21 protein-coding genes and 1 tRNA gene are annotated in these 22,437 nt (G+C 48.1%); 10 read left to right on the forward strand and 12 right to left on the reverse strand.

Annotated features, from left to right (window positions below; translation table 11 throughout):
* Positions 1-185: 185 nt before the first annotated feature.
* The gene (locus ABD852_RS16895; protein ID WP_345031042.1) at positions 186-1,370 is read right to left on the reverse strand and encodes a carboxylesterase family protein; all 1,185 of its coding nucleotides are present in this window, start codon (positions 1,368-1,370) and stop codon (positions 186-188) included.
* Positions 1,371-2,032: 662 nt separating this feature from the next.
* Between ABD852_RS16895 and ABD852_RS16900 the strand changes: the two genes are divergently transcribed.
* The 3 genes from ABD852_RS16900 (at position 2,033) to ABD852_RS16910 (ending at position 4,517) form a co-directional block, all read left to right on the forward strand.
* Positions 2,033-2,353, forward strand: a complete 321-nt coding sequence (locus ABD852_RS16900; RefSeq protein WP_345031045.1) for a helix-turn-helix domain-containing protein — start codon at positions 2,033-2,035, stop codon at positions 2,351-2,353.
* A complete protein-coding gene (locus ABD852_RS16905) occupies positions 2,350-2,571 on the forward strand; it encodes a hypothetical protein (protein WP_345031047.1) in 222 nt (73 codons plus the stop codon). Before ABD852_RS16900 ends, ABD852_RS16905 begins: the two co-directional genes overlap by 4 nt.
* 503 nt (positions 2,572-3,074) lie before the next feature.
* A complete protein-coding gene (locus ABD852_RS16910) occupies positions 3,075-4,517 on the forward strand; it encodes a serine hydrolase domain-containing protein (RefSeq protein ID WP_345031048.1) in 1,443 nt (480 codons plus the stop codon).
* Positions 4,518-4,697: 180 nt separating this feature from the next.
* Here the strand turns inward: ABD852_RS16910 and ABD852_RS16915 are convergent, their stop codons facing one another.
* The 5 genes from ABD852_RS16915 to ABD852_RS16935 all read right to left on the reverse strand — a co-directional run bounded on the left by ABD852_RS16915 (position 4,698) and on the right by ABD852_RS16935 (position 8,230).
* Entirely contained in the window at positions 4,698-4,988 is a 291-nt protein-coding gene (locus ABD852_RS16915; protein ID WP_345031050.1) for a helix-turn-helix domain-containing protein, read from the reverse strand.
* Positions 4,989-5,118: 130 nt separating this feature from the next.
* Entirely contained in the window at positions 5,119-6,039 is a 921-nt protein-coding gene (locus ABD852_RS16920; protein WP_345031051.1) for a nucleotidyl transferase AbiEii/AbiGii toxin family protein, read from the reverse strand.
* Positions 6,020-6,436 carry a DUF6088 family protein gene (locus tag ABD852_RS16925; protein WP_345031054.1) on the reverse strand — a complete coding sequence of 139 codons (417 nt, stop codon included), beginning with the start codon at positions 6,434-6,436 and terminating at the stop codon, positions 6,020-6,022. Before ABD852_RS16925 ends, ABD852_RS16920 begins: the two co-directional genes overlap by 20 nt.
* 173 nt (positions 6,437-6,609) lie before the next feature.
* Complete coding sequence (locus tag ABD852_RS16930; protein WP_345031056.1) at positions 6,610-7,932, reverse strand: site-specific integrase; 1,323 nt, start codon at positions 7,930-7,932, stop codon at positions 6,610-6,612.
* Positions 7,933-8,157: 225 nt separating this feature from the next.
* Positions 8,158-8,230: transfer RNA gene (locus ABD852_RS16935), tRNA-Lys, on the reverse strand.
* Between the two features lie 338 nt (positions 8,231-8,568).
* On the opposite strand from ABD852_RS16935, the gene fumC reads away from it, so the two are divergent.
* The 4 genes from fumC (at position 8,569) to ABD852_RS16955 (ending at position 12,259) form a co-directional block, all read left to right on the forward strand.
* Positions 8,569-9,972, forward strand: coding sequence for a class II fumarate hydratase (gene fumC, locus ABD852_RS16940; protein WP_345031057.1), 1,404 nt, complete (start codon positions 8,569-8,571; stop codon positions 9,970-9,972).
* 32 nt (positions 9,973-10,004) lie between these two features.
* Complete coding sequence (locus ABD852_RS16945) at positions 10,005-11,078, forward strand: Ldh family oxidoreductase (RefSeq protein WP_345031060.1); 1,074 nt, start codon at positions 10,005-10,007, stop codon at positions 11,076-11,078.
* Positions 11,079-11,166: 88 nt separating this feature from the next.
* Positions 11,167-11,703, forward strand: coding sequence for an RNA methyltransferase (locus tag ABD852_RS16950; RefSeq protein ID WP_345031062.1), 537 nt, complete (start codon positions 11,167-11,169; stop codon positions 11,701-11,703).
* A 91-nt stretch (positions 11,704-11,794) separates the two neighbouring features.
* Entirely contained in the window at positions 11,795-12,259 is a 465-nt protein-coding gene (locus ABD852_RS16955; protein WP_345031065.1) for a hypothetical protein, read from the forward strand.
* Positions 12,260-12,333: 74 nt separating this feature from the next.
* Here ABD852_RS16955 and ABD852_RS16960 read toward each other — a convergent pair whose 3' ends face one another.
* From ABD852_RS16960 to ABD852_RS16970, 3 genes are all read right to left on the reverse strand, one after another.
* Positions 12,334-14,862: an ATP-dependent Clp protease ATP-binding subunit gene (locus ABD852_RS16960; RefSeq protein ID WP_345031067.1), complete on the reverse strand. Its 2,529-nt coding sequence runs from the start codon at positions 14,860-14,862 to the stop codon at positions 12,334-12,336.
* Between the two features lie 123 nt (positions 14,863-14,985).
* Complete coding sequence (locus ABD852_RS16965; protein WP_345031068.1) at positions 14,986-15,645, reverse strand: WbqC family protein; 660 nt, start codon at positions 15,643-15,645, stop codon at positions 14,986-14,988.
* Positions 15,646-15,654: 9 nt separating this feature from the next.
* The gene (locus tag ABD852_RS16970; RefSeq protein ID WP_345031070.1) at positions 15,655-16,281 is read right to left on the reverse strand and encodes an L-threonylcarbamoyladenylate synthase; all 627 of its coding nucleotides are present in this window, start codon (positions 16,279-16,281) and stop codon (positions 15,655-15,657) included.
* A gap of 185 nt (positions 16,282-16,466) precedes the next feature.
* Here ABD852_RS16970 and ABD852_RS16975 point away from each other — a divergent pair, with 185 nt between their 5' ends.
* The 3 genes from ABD852_RS16975 to ABD852_RS16985 are packed head-to-tail and all read left to right on the forward strand — an operon-like array spanning position 16,467 to position 19,182.
* Positions 16,467-16,844 (forward strand): response regulator, encoded by a 378-nt coding sequence (locus tag ABD852_RS16975; RefSeq protein WP_345031072.1) that lies wholly within the window; start codon positions 16,467-16,469, stop codon positions 16,842-16,844.
* A gap of 7 nt (positions 16,845-16,851) precedes the next feature.
* Positions 16,852-17,616, forward strand: coding sequence for an MBL fold metallo-hydrolase (locus ABD852_RS16980; protein WP_345031074.1), 765 nt, complete (start codon positions 16,852-16,854; stop codon positions 17,614-17,616).
* Between the two features lie 6 nt (positions 17,617-17,622).
* Positions 17,623-19,182, forward strand: coding sequence for an NFACT RNA binding domain-containing protein (locus ABD852_RS16985; protein WP_345031077.1), 1,560 nt, complete (start codon positions 17,623-17,625; stop codon positions 19,180-19,182).
* An 8-nt stretch (positions 19,183-19,190) separates the two neighbouring features.
* On the opposite strand, the gene ABD852_RS16990 is transcribed toward ABD852_RS16985, so the two are convergent.
* From ABD852_RS16990 to ABD852_RS17000, 3 genes are read right to left on the reverse strand one after another with little or no spacing between them, the layout of a single operon-like run.
* Positions 19,191-19,844, reverse strand: coding sequence for a DUF4230 domain-containing protein (locus tag ABD852_RS16990; RefSeq protein WP_345031079.1), 654 nt, complete (start codon positions 19,842-19,844; stop codon positions 19,191-19,193).
* Positions 19,845-19,875: 31 nt separating this feature from the next.
* Positions 19,876-20,889 (reverse strand): GntR family transcriptional regulator, encoded by a 1,014-nt coding sequence (locus tag ABD852_RS16995; RefSeq protein ID WP_345031081.1) that lies wholly within the window; start codon positions 20,887-20,889, stop codon positions 19,876-19,878.
* 43 nt (positions 20,890-20,932) lie between these two features.
* Positions 20,933-21,394, reverse strand: coding sequence for an Lrp/AsnC ligand binding domain-containing protein (locus ABD852_RS17000; protein ID WP_345031082.1), 462 nt, complete (start codon positions 21,392-21,394; stop codon positions 20,933-20,935).
* Positions 21,395-22,437 lie beyond the last annotated feature (1,043 nt).

Genomic DNA, 22,437 nt, shown 5'->3' on the forward strand with positions numbered 1-22,437 from the left:
TTGGCTGAGAAATCGAGACTTCATTGTTGTACAAAGTTAAACTTGATATGCAGACTTTAATAGTCTTTTCCTACCCTGGTTGCTCACGTACCAGTCTTCCGTCACTCCCTTAAAATCGGTCCGAAAACGCTTCATCAACAGTTATCTACTAGAACTTTGAGGAATTTTCATCTGAAGTCATTCCACTAATTTATAGCCCTTTGATCAAAAAGCCAATCCAATAAACTAGGCGTGTTTTTAACCTTCTCCCCTATATCATGGGCCGCATCCTGATACTCTGTGTAAAGAGGAGTGCCGCCTGCGCTTTTCATAGCTTCGATCATGAGGCGCGAGCCTTTTACAGGAACATTCCTGTCTTTTGCGCCATGAAAGGCCCATACCGGAACATGGATACTGTTTTTAGCTAACGTAGGGCTTCCTGCTCCTGAAATGGGGGTGGCGGCGGCAAACATATCGGGCCTCGTCGTGATAAAATGCCATACCCCGTAACCACCCAGCGAATTTCCGGTAACGTAACGTCTATCCTTATCAATGGATAGTTTCCGCTCCAGGTCATCGATGGCCTCAAACACCAATGCGTCCACAGCAGGAAAGTTAGGAACCCCGCCCCAGCTTTTTTCAGTCGGGCACTGAGGCACAAAAACAAAAGCGGGATAGTTGACCCGGTTGTCGTGTTCAGAAAGTAATTGAGCGGTTAAAGAAGAACCCACCTGCTTACTATTATCGTTTCCACAGCCCGAACTTCCGTGAAGACAAACCACGAGAGGATATTTTTGAGTGGAATCATAGTCCAGCGGCTTCAGTAATCGGTACGGCAGCTTTTCACCGCGGCTGTTGGAAAAAATATGAGCTTCAAAAGGTTGATCCGGTTCTTTAAGGTTATTGTCATTCTGTTTGGTGCCATTCGCTATTACGATACTTTCTGTTACCAATCGCAAGCCGAAAAAGAGGCCGAAACATACAGCCGCGAAGGTAAACACTCTCATGGCTGTGGCTAATGATTCGCCGCCAGCTTTATCCGGATCTTTCGCTGTCGTCTTTTCATGTGCGAAATTTAAGGCAAACAAAACATGTGCTGGAATTGTCAGTAAGGAAGCCCATCGCTCCACCTTTGTTAAGGTACCTCCCAGCATGAACGTCGTTGAGTTCAAGGCCCAAACAACGCAGAAAAGCAGGATGAGCCCTTGGAAGAGCAGCACGATTCCCGCCAATTTCAGCAATGGCCTTTCACCCGTCCTGGAAAGGATCAGGCCCCCTGCATATACAATACCTGAGATCAGCGAAACTAAAACAGCTACTATATAAGAATCGGAGAATTGCCCGGTTGAGCGGACGTCTTTTGACAAAAACAAAACAATAAAGGACAGCATCGTAGAGGCTGCCAGCGCTCCGGACGTAAAACGGTAACCTTTGTAAACGAAATACTTCAGCAGGATCAGCGATACCGCGAGTGAAACCAGAAGGTCAAAAGTGAGCAATCTGCCCAATAAGCTAAGCTCTCCCGCCCGTGTCCCAAGTATGAAAAAGATAGCGCTTTTCAAGGCAGCGACCGCGATATACAAGGCGGTAAGAAAAAGGGCGGATGAGTAGAAGCTTCGGTTCATACAGCGTTATTGACTTGAAAAGAGCGAGTTCACAAGTTAAGATATAACATATCCGGGGAAATATTATACCTGTTAGTGTCGAGAGGTTTGTTTTATCTATAAGCGGGAAGTCTGTAAATTGAGAATAGTCATATCCATCACTATCAGTGACTTACAAATCGGATATGTCAAGTTTTTTGATCAAAAAACTTGACATATATCATAATCGCCATCAGAATGAAACATTGGATGAGGCTTCCACTACAAGCTTATTACGCTATACTGAAGCTATGTGGCAGGAAAACCCTTTTTCAAACCTCATTCTTTTTCTTCCAAAAGAATGACTGGAAAGAAACCCCTGCTATCGTCCGCTATTTTCACCAGTATAAAGCCACGCCAGATCAGCATAGGCTGATTTAGGCATGGCCTATAACGTAAACGGGCGAAAAATGACGAAAGAGGAAAATCAACCAGGAAACCACTCAGCGGTTTATACCCATCAGTTGGTGACAGTCGCCGATTTGGAAAGGTTTAAAGACCAAATGTTACAGGAGATACGGCGAATGCTACCTGGTAGCACCGGTCAATCGTCAAAGCAGTGGCTCAAATCCAGGGAGGTACGGAAGCTGCTTGATATTTCTCCCGGCAAGCTCCACGCATTACGTATCAACAGGCAGCTAAGTTTTATGCGGGTAGGCGGTACCATTTATTATGACCGGGCGGATATCGAAAAAATGTTTGAAAAATTCAAATTCTCTGCTGCCAAATGAATCGGAACGAAGGTTCTACGACCGGCTTCGGCGATGAAATTCCCCCTGACGAAACCCACGTCAGGGTTTACTTTTTACAGCAGGGAGCGACGAAAAAAGAGGCTGCGGCATTTTATTGTTACTATAGGGATAGGCTATGGAAGAATTCCCGTGGCGAAACGCTGAAAAACTGGAAGCGACTTGCCTGGACGTGGATTTGGTATCGCGATAAATTATGAGTTATAGAAAGGGTTTCTATAGCTCATGATAACGAACCCATATCCGGAGACTCGTTCATACGTTATATGTGCTCCTTTGTAGCCTATCTTCGGGAAATTCTACCTTTTACGCCGATCATATGTCCGGTAGGTACCTGAGCCGAATGACCATCCCCTAACGAAGCCGCGATTTGAGTCCGACGGATTTGGTACTTGGAAGCTATTTCTGGAATAGTACCTACATAAGGTCGGGTTAGTAAAGTATGATAGACAATTAGGTATAACACTTGCTATATTAGCACGTCGTTTTACTCGAAACAATAGGGATAACCCGCAATTTCCAAGACTACCAACTACTATGAAAAAATTGACTTTTTTGATTTCTCTATGCCTTTGCGTTCTCAGGACACTTGCGCAGTCTTCGTTCCAAGGACGTATCCTGTATCAAAACAAATTTCTGCTGCCTAACGGCCAGGATATCATAGGTTCTGCTCTACAATCTGTTGAATTAGCTTAAAATGACGATGTTTAGGGAAGTCCTCTATACCTTAAGTTGGATTCTCATTCTATCAATTTGCGCGATAAGCGTAGCCGCCGCACAAACCAAACAGCAACAGCTAATTACCCTGTTTGATACGCTGTCAAATCGGCAAAACTTTAACGGATGCGTACTGATTAGCGATCAGGGAGAGGTACTGCTCCAATCTGCCTATGGCATTGGGCGTGCAGGAACGCAGCGCCGCTTAACGAACGAATCTCGTTTTGAGATCGGATCAATCACGAAAGCCTTTACGGCCATTGCCATCATGCAGCTTAAAGAGAAAGGTCTGCTTCAATACGACGATAGTTTAACCCGGTTTTTACCCGAATTGCCATTTCCCCGTGTAACCATTAAACATTTACTATCAAACATATCCGGCATTGAAGAATTTTTAAGTTGGACGGAAGGAGAAATCGATATGTCTGCCTCGCAGTCGAATGCTTCGATCATCGGGACGTTATCTGAGAAAAAAACGCAACCATCCTTTGTGCCGGGGCAAGGTTTCCATTATTCCAATACCAATTATTTGCTGCTGGCCTCCATAATCGAGATTGTTTCGAATATACCGTTTGAAGAATATCTGTCCCGGAACATCTTCAAGCCTTGCGGAATGCAAAATACAAGCGTCGGCGCGAGACACAAAAGATCCTTATCCCTGGAGTATGCCTACGACTACTCCTGGGACGGTAGTCAGAACCGTTTGGTTCAGACAGACAGTTTGAAGCGCTACCCCAAATTTATGTCCGGCATTAAAGGCGCATATGGGATTTTTACCACTAGCAGCGATTTATTCCGATGGGTACAAGCACTTTCGGATTACAAGCTGGTAAGCGCAGCTACTTTCAATGAGGCTATGACCCCATCCTTCATTAAGGATGGAACCATGGTGGCTGAAGTAAGTCCTGGAATTCCTTATGCAGCCGGATGGTCAATTATCCCGGACGACTCAGGCTCAAATAATATGTTTTCCTCTGGAATATATGGAGGATATACCTCACTGGTCGTAAGGAATTCTTCCAGGGAACGTACGGTGATATTGCTATCCAACTCCAATGAAACAACTGACCTGATGGGCGTCATGAATCACGTTGACGAAATTCTGGAAAGTGAAAGACTTTCATTCCCCGATTTGGTACGGCCGAAGCGGGGGATCAGTTTGCCCGAAAAGCAACTCAGGGGCTATTCAGGTAAGTATAGGGCGATCAAGGGAGCTTCCGACGAGCTATGTATCGTTTTTGCCAATAATCACTTATATGGCAAGTTTAATCACTTTATGGAGCAGAACTTGTTCCCGGAATCAGAGAATGTCTTATTCGCAAACGAAGCAGAATCTAAACTGATTTTTAAAAGCGGATCAGACGGTAATGTCCTGGGATTTACGCTGACAGGTTCAGGCATAGAGCGATACTTTGAAAAGGTTCGTTAGTATTCATTGTTCGTTTATCGTAGCGATAGCAAAAATCCGGAAATTGAGCGGCATCAGGTGACGATAAACGGTGTTATTATTTCTGTGGGCGCATCCTATCCACCTGTTCGTTTGCGCTTTTCGAGGTAAGTGGCATTTCTAGTGAATCATTAACGTCACTTGCTTCATTGCCTGCGTTTTCTACTTCAGCAGTTCAAGATCCTGCAGCTTTCTTCCAAATTCATCATCAGCCGCCAGTTTTACAATATCATTTTGTAGACCCAACACTCTTAGCACATTGAAATAGGCTCCCATTGTTACACTTGTATTCCCTTTTTCGATCAGGTACAGTGTTGAGCGGGCAATCCCGGCGCGTTCGGCAACCTGGATAGTTGTGAGCTTACGGCGTTTCCTGGCAAGCTTTATATTTTCACCCATCTGTTCTAATAGTATAGTGTACTTGGGGAAGACAACTTGCTTTTTCTTATTCATCTTTATTCTGATGATTGATATTTCAAGCAAAAAAGTAATTATTGATTTAAATATCAATCAATAATTGTCGTTAGATATAAATTTTATGTTTTAACGGGCTGAGCTTTTCTCTTCGCCTGTTAATTTGGAATCAGATTAGTTTCTCAATAAGCAAGCTAAGTCTGGATATAGCCTCGGTATAGCTTGGGGTCTGTGTGTCCTGGTCATATACCATTCCGTTGACGAAAGAGGCATATTCGTCAGGGTATATCGGGTCGGATTCTAAAATCCTTATCATCATTTGTAGTTTTTCATGGATGCTTAAGCCTGCTAGCGTTTCACCGCGGTCGGCATCCTGCTCTATCGTCTGAACGGCAAGCTGCTTGAAATCCGGATAGCTAAAGGCTCGTTCGCTGAGTTTTGCGAGGTCATGTAAATGCCTAACAATGTCAGGCTCTTTGTCGTCTTCGCCTCTAATCCGTGAAGGTATCCTCCAGGCAATGGCGCTAAGCTTATCGGCTGCATTTTCCAGAGGGTCGATACAAGGGATTCCTGCTATTTCCGGCGATTGACCAGCAACTTCATTGACAAAGGAAGAGACAGGCAATTCAATGGCAGGTAATAATAACCCCGAAAGCGTGAGTTCAAGTTTAATTTGAGGGCGTAACACTTCCGAAGGTTCGCATACGGTCGGATAAGCTAGATAGATTGTGAAGTGCCGGTTGTAGTCTCTGGCGTCGACGTTGATAATTTGAAACTCTTTTTCAAGTAGCCTAACTACAAATTTTTTAAAGTCAGATAGCTTCTTCCGTATCTTTGATAAACTTTCTCCTTCAAGACTCGGGGCTACAAATCTGAAATCGATATCCTCAGAAAACCGCTCGATCAACTTATGAGCTTTTGAGAGTGCGGTCCCTCCCGTGAACACAATTGAGAAATCAAGATAAGGATTGTCAACCAGGATCTTGATTACCTGAGTTACGAACCAGTCCTTTTCAATAAACGCTTCACTAATGCCGGATTTTACAAGGGCTACTTCTTCAAGTAGTGATTTATCCAGAGACTTGTTCATACGTTATATACGCTCCTTTGTAGCCTATCTTTCGGGAAATTCTACCTTTTACGCCGATCATACGTCCGGTAGGTACCTGAGTCGAACGACCATCCCGATATGCCTGTTCAGCCTTTGTAGGCAAGGTTGGGACTTTCAAACGATCCAAAGCTTCTTTGCCTAATCTGGGTAGAGTAGCGGTAGGTACGGGCTGCTGCGTTAAAGGGGAGATCTTAGTCTTGGCATACAAACCGTAGCCAATTTTGATAAGTTTTCCTTCCCCGACAAGACGTCTTAATACCCTGCCTACCTGATCATATCCTCCTAAATCACTAAAGTCATCCCTTAGAAGAACATTACCCGGTTTCCGGGCAATCCTCTTAAGGATTTTCTTTTCTAAAGTCAGGCGATTTTTCATTGTATATCAGCGTATTGCACTTGCAAAAATACGACACTTTTTTATTACAAATATACGACATATTCTAAATTTTTATAAAGCAATTATTCCAATGTCAGATTCTCTCTGATTATCCTGTAAAATAGCAGCCCGGAATCGTCAAACATCATTCCGGGCTGTTGTCATCCCCGAGCCTACCCAAACTGCAGCGAACTTCTCAGTTCCCCTGATTTCGTAAAGAGCTTTTGCTTTACCCGCGCCACGCTCTCACTGATCCGCGATTTTCTTACTCTGCAATATCGCATCGTCGTACGGATGCTTTTATGTCCTAGCATTTTGCTGACATCTTCCAGCGGCACCCCGTTGTTGAGCATCATATCGGCAAAGAAATGCCGGGCGTCGTGGGTGTCGAGCTTTCGGATATTGCCGGTGATATCCCTGATCTCACACAGGTCGGCAATCTCCTTTAGATAACTGTTGTACCGATAGTTGCTGTTTACCGGGATCAGCTTATTGTGAGTAATACAATACGGATGGTTACGGTATTGGGTAATCAGTTCTTCCACGATCGGGAGTATCGGGACCATTTCACCCACATCAGTTTTACCGCGATGCTTGACCAGCCAGCGTTCTTTCTTCCGCCCTACAAGAACAATGTTTTCGGGAGTGAGGTCGTAAATGTCTTGGTAAGCGAAACCGGTGAAACATTGAAAAATGAAAGCGTCTCGTACCTCAGCAATCCGTTCAACGGTGAATGACTTATGCAGGATCTTCTCCACCTGCCAGAATTCCAGCGGGATAACTTCTACATCCCCGCCGGAGCACTTGAAGCCGTCCATCGGATTGGAGACGATCAGCTTTTTCCTGACACCGATTTTTACGATTTGCCTAATCCACTTTAACTGTTTTCGGGCTGTCACTTCTGCCAGCGGCTTTTTGACGTACAGGGTGAGGTAGTCGTAAAAATCTTCTGCGAAGGTGTCGGGAAGCTCCGAAAAGCGGATATCGTCCGAATTAAAGTGATACCTGATGAAGGCCACAACCTTTTTCCGGGTACTGCGCCAGTGTTTTAAAGTCCCGGGCGACGCATTGCCTTTCTCCACCCGCTTTTCAAATCGGACAACAAACTCGTCGAAAACTTCCAGAACGGTCTGTTCGTTTTTAGGAGCGGGTTTAATGGGTTTGGGTTCGTCGATGGCCGGTTTGCCCAAGTAGACATTTTTAACCATTGCGGGAGTCACCTCCCTGAAGTGCATCTGGAGCCCGTTGAAAATCCTTTCGACATCGGTCTGGACCTGTGTCAGTTTCTGGTTGGCCAGCTTTACTTCCAGCCCTGAGCCAAGAATTTGCTTGTTGTTGGCATCCCAGGATTTCGGGGTAGCCTTTTTGCCGGTCGAAAGCTCGGTGTACTTCCCGTCGATGGTAATCCTGGCATAAATGGGAGCTTTGCCGTCTGCTTTCGCTTTTTGTCTGTACAGCCAGAATAGTACAGTCAGGTTCTGTTTGAGATTCATCATCCACACAGTTTTAAGGTTAAAAAAACGATGTTTGAGAAACCTAGATCAAGAAATCGCCTCTTTCAAACATTCCATTCGGTAACCTAATTTACCACTTTCAACAGGTTACCGAATAGGTTACCGAATCCTTTGATCTGGATTGAATCAGAATGATGTGCTTATCTTCGAAAACAGCCTGTAAACGACATTTATAAAACAAAAAAGCGCCCTTTGAGGCGCTTTAAGTGATCCCGCTGGGACTCGAACCCAGGACCCATACATTAAAAGTGTATTGCTCTACCAACTGAGCTACGGAATCGTTGACTTACTTGTCTTTTTCGTTGACTCGTTCGTCAAACGTGGGTGCAAAACTAGGGGAAGAATTTTATTTGTCAAATACCAGGGCGAAAAAAATTGTCAAAAAGTAGATAATTCTTGATTTCACTACCAACCAATCGTCATTTTCTACAATTTACCTCTAAAAAATCGCCTGGCAACCACAAATCGCTTCCCTCAGCCAACAGCTACGCTTCGCCCCTACCCGCCAGGGCAGCGTCTTTTTTATTGGCGTTTCCCGCATTCTACCCTAAATTTACACCCGGTATGTGGGAAAAGAAAATGCTTCTCCTACGGTAAAAACTTATTCATTCAGATCAAATGTCATTCCGCATAGAAAAAGACACCATGGGCGAGGTGCAAGTCCCCGCTGATGTGTACTGGGGCGCACAAACCCAACGGTCCATTCAGAACTTCCCGATCGCTCAGGACATCAATAAGATGCCCAAAGAAATCATCAAAGCGTTTGCTTACCTCAAAAAGGCAGCCGCCATCACCAATAGCGAAGCCGGGGTCCTGTCCGGCGAAAAAAGCGCGCTCATCGGCAAGGTCTGCGACGAAATTCTGGAAGGCAAACTCGACGATCAATTCCCGCTCGTCGTATGGCAAACCGGCTCCGGGACGCAGTCCAACATGAACACCAACGAGGTAATTGCCTACCGTGGCCACGTGCTGACCGGTGGCGCGCTTACCGACAAGGAAAAAGCATTGCACCCCAATGATGACGTCAACAAATCGCAGTCATCCAACGATACTTTCCCGACGGCCATGCACATCGCCGCCTATAAAATCCTGCAGGAAGTAACTATACCGGGCATCATCAAACTCCGGGACACGCTTTCCGCCAAAGCGAAAGAGTTTAAGAACGTGGTGAAGATCGGGCGTACCCACTTCATGGACGCAACCCCCCTCACCCTGGGCCAGGAATTTTCGGGTTATGTCTCGCAGCTCGACCACGGCCTGCGCGCCATCCGGAATACACTTCCCCACCTGGCAGAGCTTGCGCTCGGCGGGACAGCAGTCGGCACAGGCATCAATACGCCTGCCGGCTATTCGGAAAACGTCGCCCGGCATATCGCAGCACTCACCGGTCTCCCGTTTGTAACCGCCGAAAACAAGTTTGAAGCATTGGCCGCCCATGATGCCATCGTGGAAGCCCACGGTGCGCTGAAAACGGTAGCCGTCAGCCTCATGAAAATCGGCAATGACATCAGGATGCTTTCTTCCGGGCCGCGTTCCGGTATCGGCGAAATCTTCATCCCCGACAACGAACCCGGAAGCTCCATTATGCCCGGGAAGGTAAACCCTACGCAATGTGAAGCCATGACGATGGTAGCAGCCCAGGTCCTCGGAAACGACGTTGCCATCAATATCGGCGGCGCTACCGGACATTTCGAACTGAATGTTTTTAAGCCCATGATGGCTTATAATTTCCTTCATTCGGCCCGCCTGATCGGCGATGTTACCATTTCATTCAACGATAAATGTGCAATCGGTATCCAACCCCTGTACGACAATATCGAAAAGCATGTCAACAATTCGCTCATGCTTGTAACAGCGCTCAATACTAAAATCGGGTACTACAAAGCCGCCGAAATCGCGCAAACAGCCCATAAAAATGGTTCTACATTGAAAGAAACTGCTGTAGCACTTGGCTATGTAACGCCGGAAGAATTCGACAAATGGGTGATCCCCGGCGATATGGTCGGTGAAATCAACCTCTAATACCGGGAACACCGCCACCGGATCTTTCTTGTATGGAGCTTTACTCTTTTGATCAACTATTCGGGTTTACCCGCTCGGTTTTCCTGGCAATAGGCTGCAGTGAAAAGAATGCTGCACTGGCGGCGGAGGTCCTCGTGAGCGCCGACCTGCGGGGCGTGGACTCTCACGGCATCGCGCGGCTTCCGGGGTACGTTCGCCTGTACGACCATGGTCGGCTCAACCCGAACCCCAACATCAGGATCGTCCACGAAACGCCCAGCACGGGCGTCGTGGACGGCGATAAGGGCCTGGGCCTGGTCGTAGCGCCTTACGCCATGGAAATCGCCATGGAGAAAGCCGAAAAAGTAGGCTCGGGTTGGATTTCCGTCCGGAATTCCAATCACTTCGGCATCGCAGGCTACCACGCCATGATGGCCCTTCAGAAGGACATGATCGGCTGGACCATGACCCATGCTGCGCCTTTGGTTACCCCTACGTTTTCCCTCGAAAAAATGCTCGGTACCAACCCGGTCGCGGTGGCGGTACCAGCCGGGGAGGAACCGCCTTTCGTAGCAGATTTCGCCTCTACAGCAGTAGCCTACGGAAAATTTGAGCTACTGCAAAGAAAAGGCATGCCTGCCCCGGTAGGCTGGGCACAGGACGCGGACGGCAACCCGACAACCGATTCCAATGCCGTAAAAAACGGCGGCGGGCTTTTGCCCCTGGGCACAGACCGCGAACACGGCAGTCACAAGGGCTATGGGCTGGGCGCTATCGTGGATATTTTTTCAGGCGTACTGTCCGGCGCCAATTACGGACCGTGGGTCCCCCCCTTTGCGACAGCCGGCTTTATGAATGTCGGGGAAAGCGTTGGTGAAGGGACCGGCCATTTTGTAGGCGCCATGCGGGTAGACGGCTTTCGCCCGGCGGAGGAATTCAAATCGCACATGGACAACTGGATCAAACGCTTCCGGAGCGCCAGAGCAGTTCCGGGAGAGAAAGTGCTCATCCCCGGCGACCCGGAACGCGAATTCGAAAGTCTCAGGCGACAGGAAGGAATTCCGGTGACAGCGCCGGTGATTGAACAACTGACGCTATTGTCCAGACGGTTTACCATACCGTTATAGCTGTGAGGGGTGAGGGGTGAGCTGTAAGCCCTGTCAGCCCCGCCGATTTCTGATTTCCGATTTCCGATTTCCGACTACCAACTCCCCCATGAAAAAATTATCACTGGATTCGCTCAATCGCCTGACTGTTGAAGACTACAGGGAAGCGAAAAAATTTCCATTGGTAGTCATACTGGATAACATCCGTAGTATGAACAATGTCGGTGCATTCTTTAGAACCTGCGACGCTTTCCGTATCGAAAAACTGTTTCTTTGTGGCTATACGCCGCTTCCGCCGCATCGCGAAATCACCAAGAGCGCGCTGGGCGCGGAAAACGCAGTCGACTGGGAACATGCCGAACGTACACAAGACCTCGTTGCACAACTGAAACAGGAAGGATACCAGGTACTGGCCATAGAGCAGGCGGAAAAAAGCACGCCGCTGCACCAGTTCCAGTGGACCGGTGAGGACCGTCTTGCCATTGTTTTCGGAAACGAAGTTTCAGGCGTTGACGATGACGTGATGGAACTCGCAGACGGTTGCCTTGAAATCCCGCAATACGGCACCAAACACTCGCTAAACGTATCTGTAACCGGCGGAATCGTGCTCTGGCAGCTGGTATCCGGTAATTTAATGAAAAGATAATACCCCTTTTTTTGCGGTTTAAAATTAATATCCTTTATTGTAAGTCTATCAATTCAAGTACGATACGCGATCAGTAAAACCAACAAACCATATGGGCTCAGCAAAAAAGGATTTGGCAAAGGAAATCAGCAGTGTATTATCCGCCAAAATCGAAGAAATCGGTGTCGCTTCAAAGAAGATTAAGAAGAACATTTCCAAGACCTCCGAAAAACTCGCAAGCAAGGTACAGAAGCTGGTAAAGCAGCTTGAAAAGGAAAAAGCAAAAAAAGAAAAAGGATCGGATAAGAAGAAAAAGAAAGACGGGAAAGGCAAAAAGGAAAAGAAAGAGAAATCAACTCCGGTGGTTGCGGCTGCCGCCACTGCAAAACCCGTAGCGGTAAAAACCACTGCTGTCGCAGGGGCGAAACCCGCACCGGTAGCCAAAGCAGCACCGGCTCCCGCAAAGCCCGTTGCAGCTAAACCGGCTACTTCGGCCAAACCGGCTACCTCAGGCCCGGTCATAAAAAAACCGGCGGCTGCTGCCCATTCGGCCAACCAGGCGCAGGAAGAAAAGTAAGAAAAGAAAATCAGCAAACGCAAAGCGGCCCGCCATCATTGATGGCGGGCCGCTTTGCGTTCACACTATTATTTTCAGTTGGCGACTTCTTCCGTTTTGCTTCTTACAGCAATCACCAGGTTTTCGCTGGTACCATCATGGTCGGCCAGCAGAACGTCCCCTTCCTTCAATTCCCCTTTCAGAATTTCTTCCGCGATAGGGTCCTCCAGGTATTTCTGGATAGCCCGGTTGAGCGGTCTTGCGCCATACTGCGGATCATATCCCTTCTCGGACAGGAAATCCTTGGCAGCCTCTGTGAGCTCAATTTCGTAGCCCAGTCCTTTAATCCGGCCAAACAGTTTTCCAAGAGACAGGTCGATGATCTCGTGCAGGTGCTTGCGTTCAAGCGAGTTGAAGACAATCACATCATCAAGACGGTTCAGGAACTCCGGTGAAAATGCTTTCCGCAGCGCATTCTGAATGGTCGACCGCATGGCTTCATCCTGGCTTTCCACCTTGGCTTTGGTCGTAAAACCGATGCCGGCTCCGAAATCCTTGAGGTCACGCGCACCGATATTAGACGTCATGATGATGATGGTATTCCGGAAATCAACCCGGCGTCCCAGTCCATCAGTCAGTATTCCGTCGTCCAAAACCTGCAGCAGGATATTGAATACATCGGGGTGCGCCTTCTCAATCTCATCCAGCAGGACTACGCTATAAGGCTTGCGGCGTATTTTTTCCGTCAGCTGTCCGCCCTCTTCGTAGCCTACATAACCCGGAGGCGCTCCTACCAGACGCGAGATGCTGAATTTCTCCATGTACTCACTCATGTCAATACGCACCAGCGCATCGTCCTTATCGAACAGGTAGTGGGCCAACACTTTTGCCAGCTCCGTCTTACCTACCCCGGTAGGACCGAGGAAGATAAACGACCCGATCGGCTTTTTAGGGTCTTTCAACCCCACGCGGGTACGCTGGATGGCCTTGACAAGCTTCTCGATTGCGGCATCCTGCCCGATTACCTTTCCTTTCAGGTTTTCGGACATGTGAAGCAGCTTCACACTTTCGTCGGTCGAAACGTTGGTTACGGGTATACCGGTCATCATCGCCACTACTTCAGCCACATTTTGCTCGGTAACCGTATAGCGTTTCTTCTTGGTCTCCTCTTCCCAGGCCTGTTTCGCCCGGTCAAGCTGGTCGATCAATTTCTTCTCGCGGTCGCGAAGCTGGGCAGCTTCCTCGTATTTCTGGCTCTTCACCACCTTGTTTTTCTCCTGCTTGATGCTCTCAATCTGATCTTCGAGCACAAGGATATCCTCCGGAACCGTAATGTTGCTGATATGAACCCTTGCCCCTACTTCATCGAGTACGTCAATGGCCTTATCAGGCAGGAAGCGGTCCGTAATATACCGTTCGGAAAGCTTCACCGCCGAATGTACTGCTTCGGTGGTGTAGTTCACGTGGTGGTGATCTTCATACTTGTCTTTGATGTTCTCCAGGATCTGGATGGTTTCCTCAACCGAAGTTGCGTCTACCATTACCATCTGGAAACGTCTCGCCAGGGCACCGTCCTTCTCAATGTACTGACGGTACTCGTCGAGGGTGGTAGCACCGATGCATTGAATTTCTCCGCGTGCCAGGGCAGGTTTGAACATATTCGAAGCGTCCAGAGATCCGGATGCACCGCCGGCGCCCACAATGGTGTGCAGCTCGTCGATAAACAAAATGACATCCTGCGATTTCTCAAGCTCGTTCATCACCGCTTTCATTCGCTCTTCAAACTGGCCGCGGTATTTGGTACCTGCAACCAGGGAGGCGAGATCAAGCGTAACGACACGCTTTCCGAACAATACCCGCGAAACCTTCTTCTGAACAATCCGAAGGGCAAGGCCTTCCGCAATAGCGGTTTTTCCTACCCCCGGCTCACCAATCAGGATCGGGTTGTTTTTCTTACGGCGGCTCAGGATCTGTGCTACCCTTTCGATCTCTTTCTCGCGGCCGACAATCGGGTCCAGTTTACCGATTTCGGCGAGTTTGGTCAGATCGCGACCAAAATTATCCAGTACCGGAGTCCGGGATTTTTCAGCGCCTTTGGTCTCCTTACTGGCAGAACTGCCGAAGAAGCTGCCTCTTGCTTCATCATCTCCGTCTTCCGTTTCAGACCCCATGTGTGGACGGGAACCTGAAGATTGATATTCCAACATTTCCTTGATCACTTCGTAGCTGACATTATGTTTGTGAAGAATCTGGGTGGCCACATTATCCGTATCCCGGAGAATGGACAACAAAAGGTGCTCCGTACCTATCAGCGGACTTTTGAAAATCTTCGCCTCGAGGTAGGTAATTTTCAGTACCTTTTCAGATTGCCTGGTAAGAGGAATGCTGTTCAGATTTTTCACATTGGTGGTAGCCGAACCCTTCGTTGCGTGTTCAATATTCACCCGGATGTCTTCAGGCGATACCCCCAGCTTTTTCAGCAGGGCAATAGCTACACCTTCTCCTTCCCGAATGATTCCCAACAACAAATGCTCCGCACCGATGTAATCATGACCGAGACGCATGGCCTCCTCCCGGCTCATGGAGATTACCTCCTTAACTCTATTTGAAAATTTAACTTCCATGGATGGAATGCATTAAAGTTCTTATTTCAATCAACTTTTAAGAGGGGGCGTTTTCTTTTACTTTCTCACCACGTTTCCCGTTGCCTCTTATTTACCATAAAACCAATATTCACTTCACTTCGTTCACTCAACGGTTTCGCGAAAGACCGAGCTTTTCAGGAGTATTTCGGAAGCTTCCGGCCCCGTATTAAACAACAGATCCACGATACTCAGATTATCACTAAAACCGTTCCCAAAGGTCTGATAATAAGGATGGGGCCTGTAAAACTGGTACCTATTTACATTTTTTTTATCAGTTATGCAATTTCTGACGTCAAAAACGGGATATTGTACCGTCTGCTCGTATGACAAATTGTACGTCAGCTCCACCGGTAGCCGTAAAAATTTCAGACACAATGTCAGCAACTGCCGGTTCAGATCAAAAAGATAGGCCGGCCGGGAGTTCAATACCTTCAAAAAATCGGGGGCATAATACTCAAAAAAGGGGGAGTTTGCATAGGCCGAGGTAAGGCAGCGCCAGTGTTTCTTCACCCATTCCTGGCTGTAATCAATACGAATTTCATCCACCGGTACGTGGCGCGTCGGCTTCTGCAGCGGCACGCTCATTATCTCAACGCCGTTGGCGGTATTGACGTAGCAGCGATTGCGGAGCGTTTGCTTCTGAAAATGCTCCCTGGACTCGATTATTACCGTTTCTGCCTGCATCATGCAGGAAAAATAGGCGAGATTGGGCAGGTAATGCAGGGACAAAAGCACCTGCGGAAATTTACTATACTCGGACATGGGAAACAGTTACAGGTACAACGAAATATCGCCCAACCCCTCGCGAACTACCTCAAAATCATCATTGGTAGCATTGATCACCGTCGAACCGACGTTTCCGCCATAGCCGCCGTCGATCACCATATCCACCTGGTGTTCAAACTTTTCAAAAATCAACCCGGGATCGGTCGAATATTCTATCACCTCATCCTCATCGCGCACCGAACTGGTGATGATGGGGTTGCCCAGCTCCTTTACCAGCGCCCGCGGAATGGCGTGATCCGGTACCCTGATCCCCACCGTTTTCTTCTTCGAATTCAACACCTTGGGCACATGATTATTGCCGTTGACAATAAAGGTAAACGGACCGGGTAGCGCCTTTTTCATCAGCTTGAAACACGCATTGCTCACCCGCGAATAATCGGCAATATGGCTCAGGTCATAGCATATAAATGAAAAATCATTCTTCTGAACTTTGATCCCTTTGATACGGGCAATACGTTCGACCGCCCGGGTATTGTGAATGTCGCAGCCAATCCCGTATACCGTGTCCGTTGGGTAAATAACTACACCACCGTCACGGAGACAGGCAACGACTTCCAGGATTTTCCTTTCTTCAGGATTGATGGGATTGATGGTAATGAACTCCGCAGGCATGGCTGAAACTAGGGGCTAAACGGCGCAAAAAAAAAGACAGGTAACGGGCGCCGGAAAATGAGGCTGAAATCTAAAACGTAATGGATAATCCGCTTTATTTGCAATATAAGGTGGAAGCATGGCAAACATGATCAAATTATTATCTAAATTCACCTGTCCAAATACAACTAACAAAAGTAGTAAATATGTCCTACACAAAGAGTGTGCTTATCGCTGAAGATAGCTCGGTTATCCAGAATCTTGCCCGGAAGATACTTGAATTCCAACACTACGAAATAACCGCTGTAAAAAACGGGGAACAGGTGTTGCACTTGCTGGAAAAGGAAAATTTCGACATTATCCTGCTTGACATTAACATGCCAGTTTTGGACGGCATGGAAACGGCCAGGCGTATCCGCGGACTTGCCGACGAAGCCAAGTCGAAAACGCCGATCGTAGCCATTACCGGGAATGCCAAAAACTATACGGACGAAGATTTCAGGGAAGCAGGCTTTGACGACGCATTGATGAAACCGCTCAATTTTGACCGCCTGGTAGAAGTTGTAGCGCAACTGACCCAATAACCGGATTATGAAAGTAACGTTCCTGGGCACGGGAACTTCACAGGGAGTACCCGTCATCGGGTGCCGGTGCGAAGTATGCCGTTCTTTGGACTTCAGGGATAAACGGTTGAGGACATCCGTTTTAGTTGAAACCGGGAACACAGCGATCGTAATTGATACCGGGCCCGATTTCAGACAGCAAATGCTGAGGCTCAGTGTCCGGAAGCTCGACGCCGTTTTGTTGACCCATTCGCATAAAGATCACATTGCAGGCCTGGACGACGTTCGGGCCTTCAATTTTTTGCAAAACCGGGATATGCCCGTTTACGGGACAGCGCCTACCCTGGCCAGGATTACCGAAGAGTTTTATTACGCCTTTTCACAGAACCCCTATCCGGGTGTTCCGCGCCTTACCAAAATCACTTTCGACGGCACGCCCTTCGAGATAGAAGGCACGCCGGTCGTCCCGATTAGGGTGATGCACCACCGCATGCCCGTGGCCGGCTTCCGGATAGGCGACTTCACTTATATCACAGACGCCAACCTGATCCCCGAAGAAGAACGTGAAAAAATTGACGGAACCCGGGTACTGGTGATCAACGCGCTGCAACGCGACAGCCATATCTCGCATTTTACACTCTCGCAGGCGCTCGAAGTAATCGGGGAGCTAAAAGTTCCGCAAGCTTACCTTACGCATATCAGTCATAAGCTGGGGCTTCATGCGCAGGTTCAGAAAGAGCTGCCGGACCACGTATCTCCCGCATTCGACGGGCTTGAACTTTCAATCCCTTAGCCGACCATGCACCTTAACTACTTTTTCCTGCGAAAGCTCGTTCCCGAAATATCCGGAAAACTCGCTGGAGCCCGGTTATCGGGTGCATTCAGCCAGGACAAAGATGAATTGATTATAGCGTTTTCGCGTAACCAGGCCCCGGATTTTACCATCCGCGCTATTCTGAAAACTGATTTTACCAGTTTATTCTTTCCCGACAAGTTTGAACGGGCCCGGGCCAACAGCGTTGATCTCTTCAAAACGCTTTACGAACGGGAAATCACTTCGGTTTCCCCTTACGAAAACGAGCGCGCATTTTCACTGAACTTTGAGACCGGTGACCGACTCGTGTTTAAACTATTCGGCAACCGCTCCAACTTATTGCATTTTTCTCCGGAAGGGCGTCTCATTAGTCTTTTTAATAACCGTTTAACCGGAGATCTCATCCTTTCGGAACCAGGTCTGAACAAACCGATTGACCAGTCGGAAAGCCGTTTCATCGCCCTCGGCGGAGATTACAAGACGATGTTCCCCACTTTCGGGAAACTGGTCAACCGGTATTTGGGAGAGCAGCTTGCCGGGGTAGAAGACCTCGCTGCTCAATGGCAAATTGTGGAAACGGTTCTTGCCCGACTGGATGACAACCGGTTTTACCTGACCGAATACGAAGGACTGACCACGCTGAGCCTGCTTCCGGTCGGCGAGGTACATGAAGTTTTTTCAAGCCCGATCGCAGCGGTCAACGCGTTTTGCCTGTCTTATTTCCGTATAGGTAACCTTCAGCGGGAAAAGGAAAGAGTCACGAAACAACTGCTGAAACAGATCAGGCAAACGGGAAATTACCTTGAGGCCGCTTATGATAAACTGGGCAGCATTTCGGAGACCGGCAGGAACGAACACTATGCCAACCTGATTATGGCCAACCTGCATGTGATAGCCCCACGCTCGGAGTTCGCCGAACTGATTGACTTTTATACCGGTGAACCGGTCAGGATCAGGCTAAAATCAGAGCTTTCGGCGGCAAAGAACGCCGAAGCCTATTTCCGGAAAGCTAAAAACGAAAAGCTCGAAATCGCGCAGCTTCAGGAAAACATCGAAGCCCGGGAGGCAGAACTTGCCCTGACCCAAACGAGACTGGAGACAGTGGCCCGGCAGGAAACGGTGAAAGAGCTCCGCGCCTATCTGAAATCCGACACTTCATTGAACCAAAGCGGCGCGCCGAACCTGTCATTCGAATCACGCTTCCGCAAGGAAACGTGTATGGGCTACCAGATTTTTATAGGGAAAAGTGCAAAAAATAACGACGAACTGACGCTGAAATTAGCCACTAAGGAAGACTTGTGGCTTCATGCGAAAGACGTCGCAGGTTCCCATGTCGTTATCAAATCCATTCCGGGCCGGAAAGTCCCCGGGCCAGTAATCGAGCGGGCAGCCGAGCTGGCTGCATGGCATTCCAAAAGAAGGAATGACAGTCTTTGCCCCGTGACGGTAACACCGAAAAAATTTGTGCGCAAAGCCAAAGGAATGGCTGCGGGCGCAGTAGTGGTAGAAAAAGAATCGGTAGTAATGGTCGTCCCCCGGGGGTAAAGGGGTGCCTATTGGTCGATCTTCAGCGTTTTCACCTTGGCATCCAGTTCGTTGTAATCCAGGTAGCTATCCAGCATTTTCTGGTTGGCTTCTGCCAGCTGCAAATCCATTTTCCAGTTCAGCCCTGCCGCCAGCTGTATCATCATAAACTGAAGCTGGTTCGTGGCAATCCGTGGCAAATCGCTCTGTAACGCCTTTTCCTGCATGGCCTGCTTGGCTTCGGTCAGGATGTTGGTATAATCCTCACTTTGAAATTTGTTAATCCAGCCCTGCTCAATGTCGTAGAATTTGTAGTCGGTGTCCATCGAAAGGATCTCGGGCTCCGGGAAGTAGTCGATCACCAGCTTCCGGTTTTTCTCGTCTACATGAAAACGCAGCTTGCTGAAATCATAGCCCACCAGCACCTTTGCCTTCGCAATTACCAGCGCTTTCTTCTTGTCGTTGAACAGCTGCCAGATATTTTTGTCCTGCTGGTAATTATAGATTTCCGTGAAATACCCCTCCGACATTACCACTTTGAACACTTTTTCGATGCGTTCCAGCAATACGGACACGTCACGCGAAGCGGTCGGTGCCTCCCGCGCTTTCGTGAACCGGAACAACGCGTACCCGCCACCGGCGCCGATGGCCAGGGTCAGGATGTAGATCAAAAACGAGTCCATATAAAAACAGGTTGGTAAATGGCCGGTCTGGTTAGAGCGAATTTCTGCGGATCATGGTGAAGGGATTTTTTACCTTGATTTGCTTTCCGTCGAGCAGCAGGGCTGCTGCCGTGCGTCCCATCGTCTCAAAATCCGTCGTAATTACGGTAATTCCGTCCGCAAGAACCTCCTTCAACGTAGTATCATTGAAAGAGAGCAATCCGATCTGCTTGCCTAGCTTAAGGTTCGAATTCCTTACTTTTTTGATCAGTTCGGCAAGGTCGGTTTCCTCCACCATGATATAGGCGGTTCCTTCTGTGATATTCTCTGAAACCGCGTTATCGATAATCCGGAAATCCTTTTTGTAACTGATACACCACGATTTGAAACCACGGATAATTTCAGGCGGATATTGCTCATCCACGGGAAAAACGAGCACCAGCTCACGGTATTTCTGCAAGAGATCGTCGCCGCTTTCCAGGGCACGGAAAATATCTTTTTCAAAATCCTGGTAGATGGCCAGGTAAGGTCCCGGCAAATCCGGGTAGTCGCGATCCAGCAGGACCAGCTTGTGGCTCGGGATACGGGCCAGAAGCTCGCTCACGTTCACCTTGTTGGTCCCTTCGTAAAAATGCGGCATGATCACCACATAGTTGTACCGGGCCAGGTTCTCCTCGAGGATTTCCTTGAACAGGACTGCATTGTAGTGATGGATGTAGAGATCAACCACAGCCGCGTCGCCAAGGGCTTTAATAAAGGCATAATAGATGATCTTCTTATAAGGACTCATCTTGTTAAGGATCAGCAGCACCTTGATCTTATTAGACGTTCCTGACTGCGCGAAATATCCCTTCCCGCGGACGGATTTAATAAATCCCCTTTCTTTCAGCTCATTATAAGCTTTCTCAACGGTATCACGGGCCAGGTAATTGGATTCCGACATTTCATTGATCGAGGGCAGCTGTTCATCCTGTTTCAGCACGCCGGTTTTTACGGCCTGCGCCACCAGGCTGATAATCTGTTTGTACTTGGGTACCGGTGAATCGGGGTCAATGGTGATGATCATATGCCGACAAATTGTAGTCAGTAAAAATACAAATAAAATCAGGCTAAATAGGAATGGGGCGGTTAAGGCTTTCTTCCAGGGAAATAATGGTTTCGGTACGCTGGATGCCCACCACTTTCTGGATTTTGTCGTGAAGTACCTCCCGGAGGTGGCTGGTATCGCGGCATTGAATGCGGGCAAAAATCCCGTATTGCCCGGTGGTGTAATGCAGGTTAATCACCTCGGGAATTTTGGCAAGCTGTTCGGACACGGAATCATACAGAGAGCTTTTGTCCAGGTAGATGCCCAGGTAAGAAGTGATGTCCCAACCCAGCTTAACGACATCGATGTCGAGCTTCATGCCCCGGATGATTCCCATCTGCTTCATTTTAGAGACGCGCACATGTACGGTGCCTCCCGAGACGAAAACCCTTTTTCCGATTTCAGCATAGGAAAGGTCGGCATTTTCAACCATGACGCGGAGAATGGCCAGGTCCGTTTGATCAATTTCTAATGCTTTGTCCATTTGGCGATAGTTTTTTAGAATTTTTCTATCATTTCAACCAAATATATGAACAGCATCTAATTTTCTACATATATACATAGAAATATTTTAAAGGAATAAAAAAATGCCTTACCTTTGTAAAGTCGATGTAGGAGAATATGAATTAATACTACCGGACAACGTTCTTTTTCTATACTGTAGGGTGATGAAATTTGGCAGCCATGCCCTCCTGTCTCGGGGGTGGTGATAAGGGACAAACGCGATATAATGCCGGTACTTGTACCGACTGGGGTGGACCACCAAAGTTTTTAGTAATTGTATCGTGGCTAACTGCACCGTGGGCGGTTCGAATCCCCCTCCTACAGCAATAAAATTTATAACGCAAAGAAGTAATTTCTTTTCGTTTTTGCCTTTGGTTTTTAGTTTGTTGATGAAGTTTAATTTTACACGCAGATTCGAGATGTAATCTGCGTGTTTTTTTTACCCCTTACCGTAGCGGCGGGATCTCCGCGCCAATAACCAGTGAAACGCCTAAGGTATCATGGACCAAAAGATAGAATTTACGCCACGAATTCACGAATGAAAGTTCCTGTTCGTGAATTCTGTACAACAAACTTACAGATGCCTGATAATGGAACGCATGGCTTCTATTGAACGGGTATCCAAAGATCAGCCTTCGACAGGCTCAGGCACCAGCCTTCGACAGGCTCAGGCACCGGCCGGATGGCGCCTGCCGGATGGCGGGTGAGCCCGTCGAACCCCTTTAACACAATCTGCCGGATGTATTCACGAATGAAAGTTCCTGTTCGTGAATTCGTGGCTTAAATCGTCATCCCAACCACAGCGGCGGGATCTCCCTGTACCAGCGCCTCATCCTTTTTTTAGAAGACTTTCTTCCAACAACAGGAGCACCTTCTGCTCCACTGCGTTGCGCTTTAAGGAGGACCGTCCCATAGCCGTCCGTTGCCAGCCTCACGGCTCACACCTCATCCCTTACACCTGACCGCCCTAACGCAAAAAAGGAGACCCTTTTTTAGAGTCTCCTTGTCTTGGTAGTAATTGTG

Source organism: Ravibacter arvi (genome assembly GCF_039540405.1).
GTDB lineage: Bacteria > Bacteroidota > Bacteroidia > Cytophagales > Spirosomataceae > Ravibacter > Ravibacter arvi.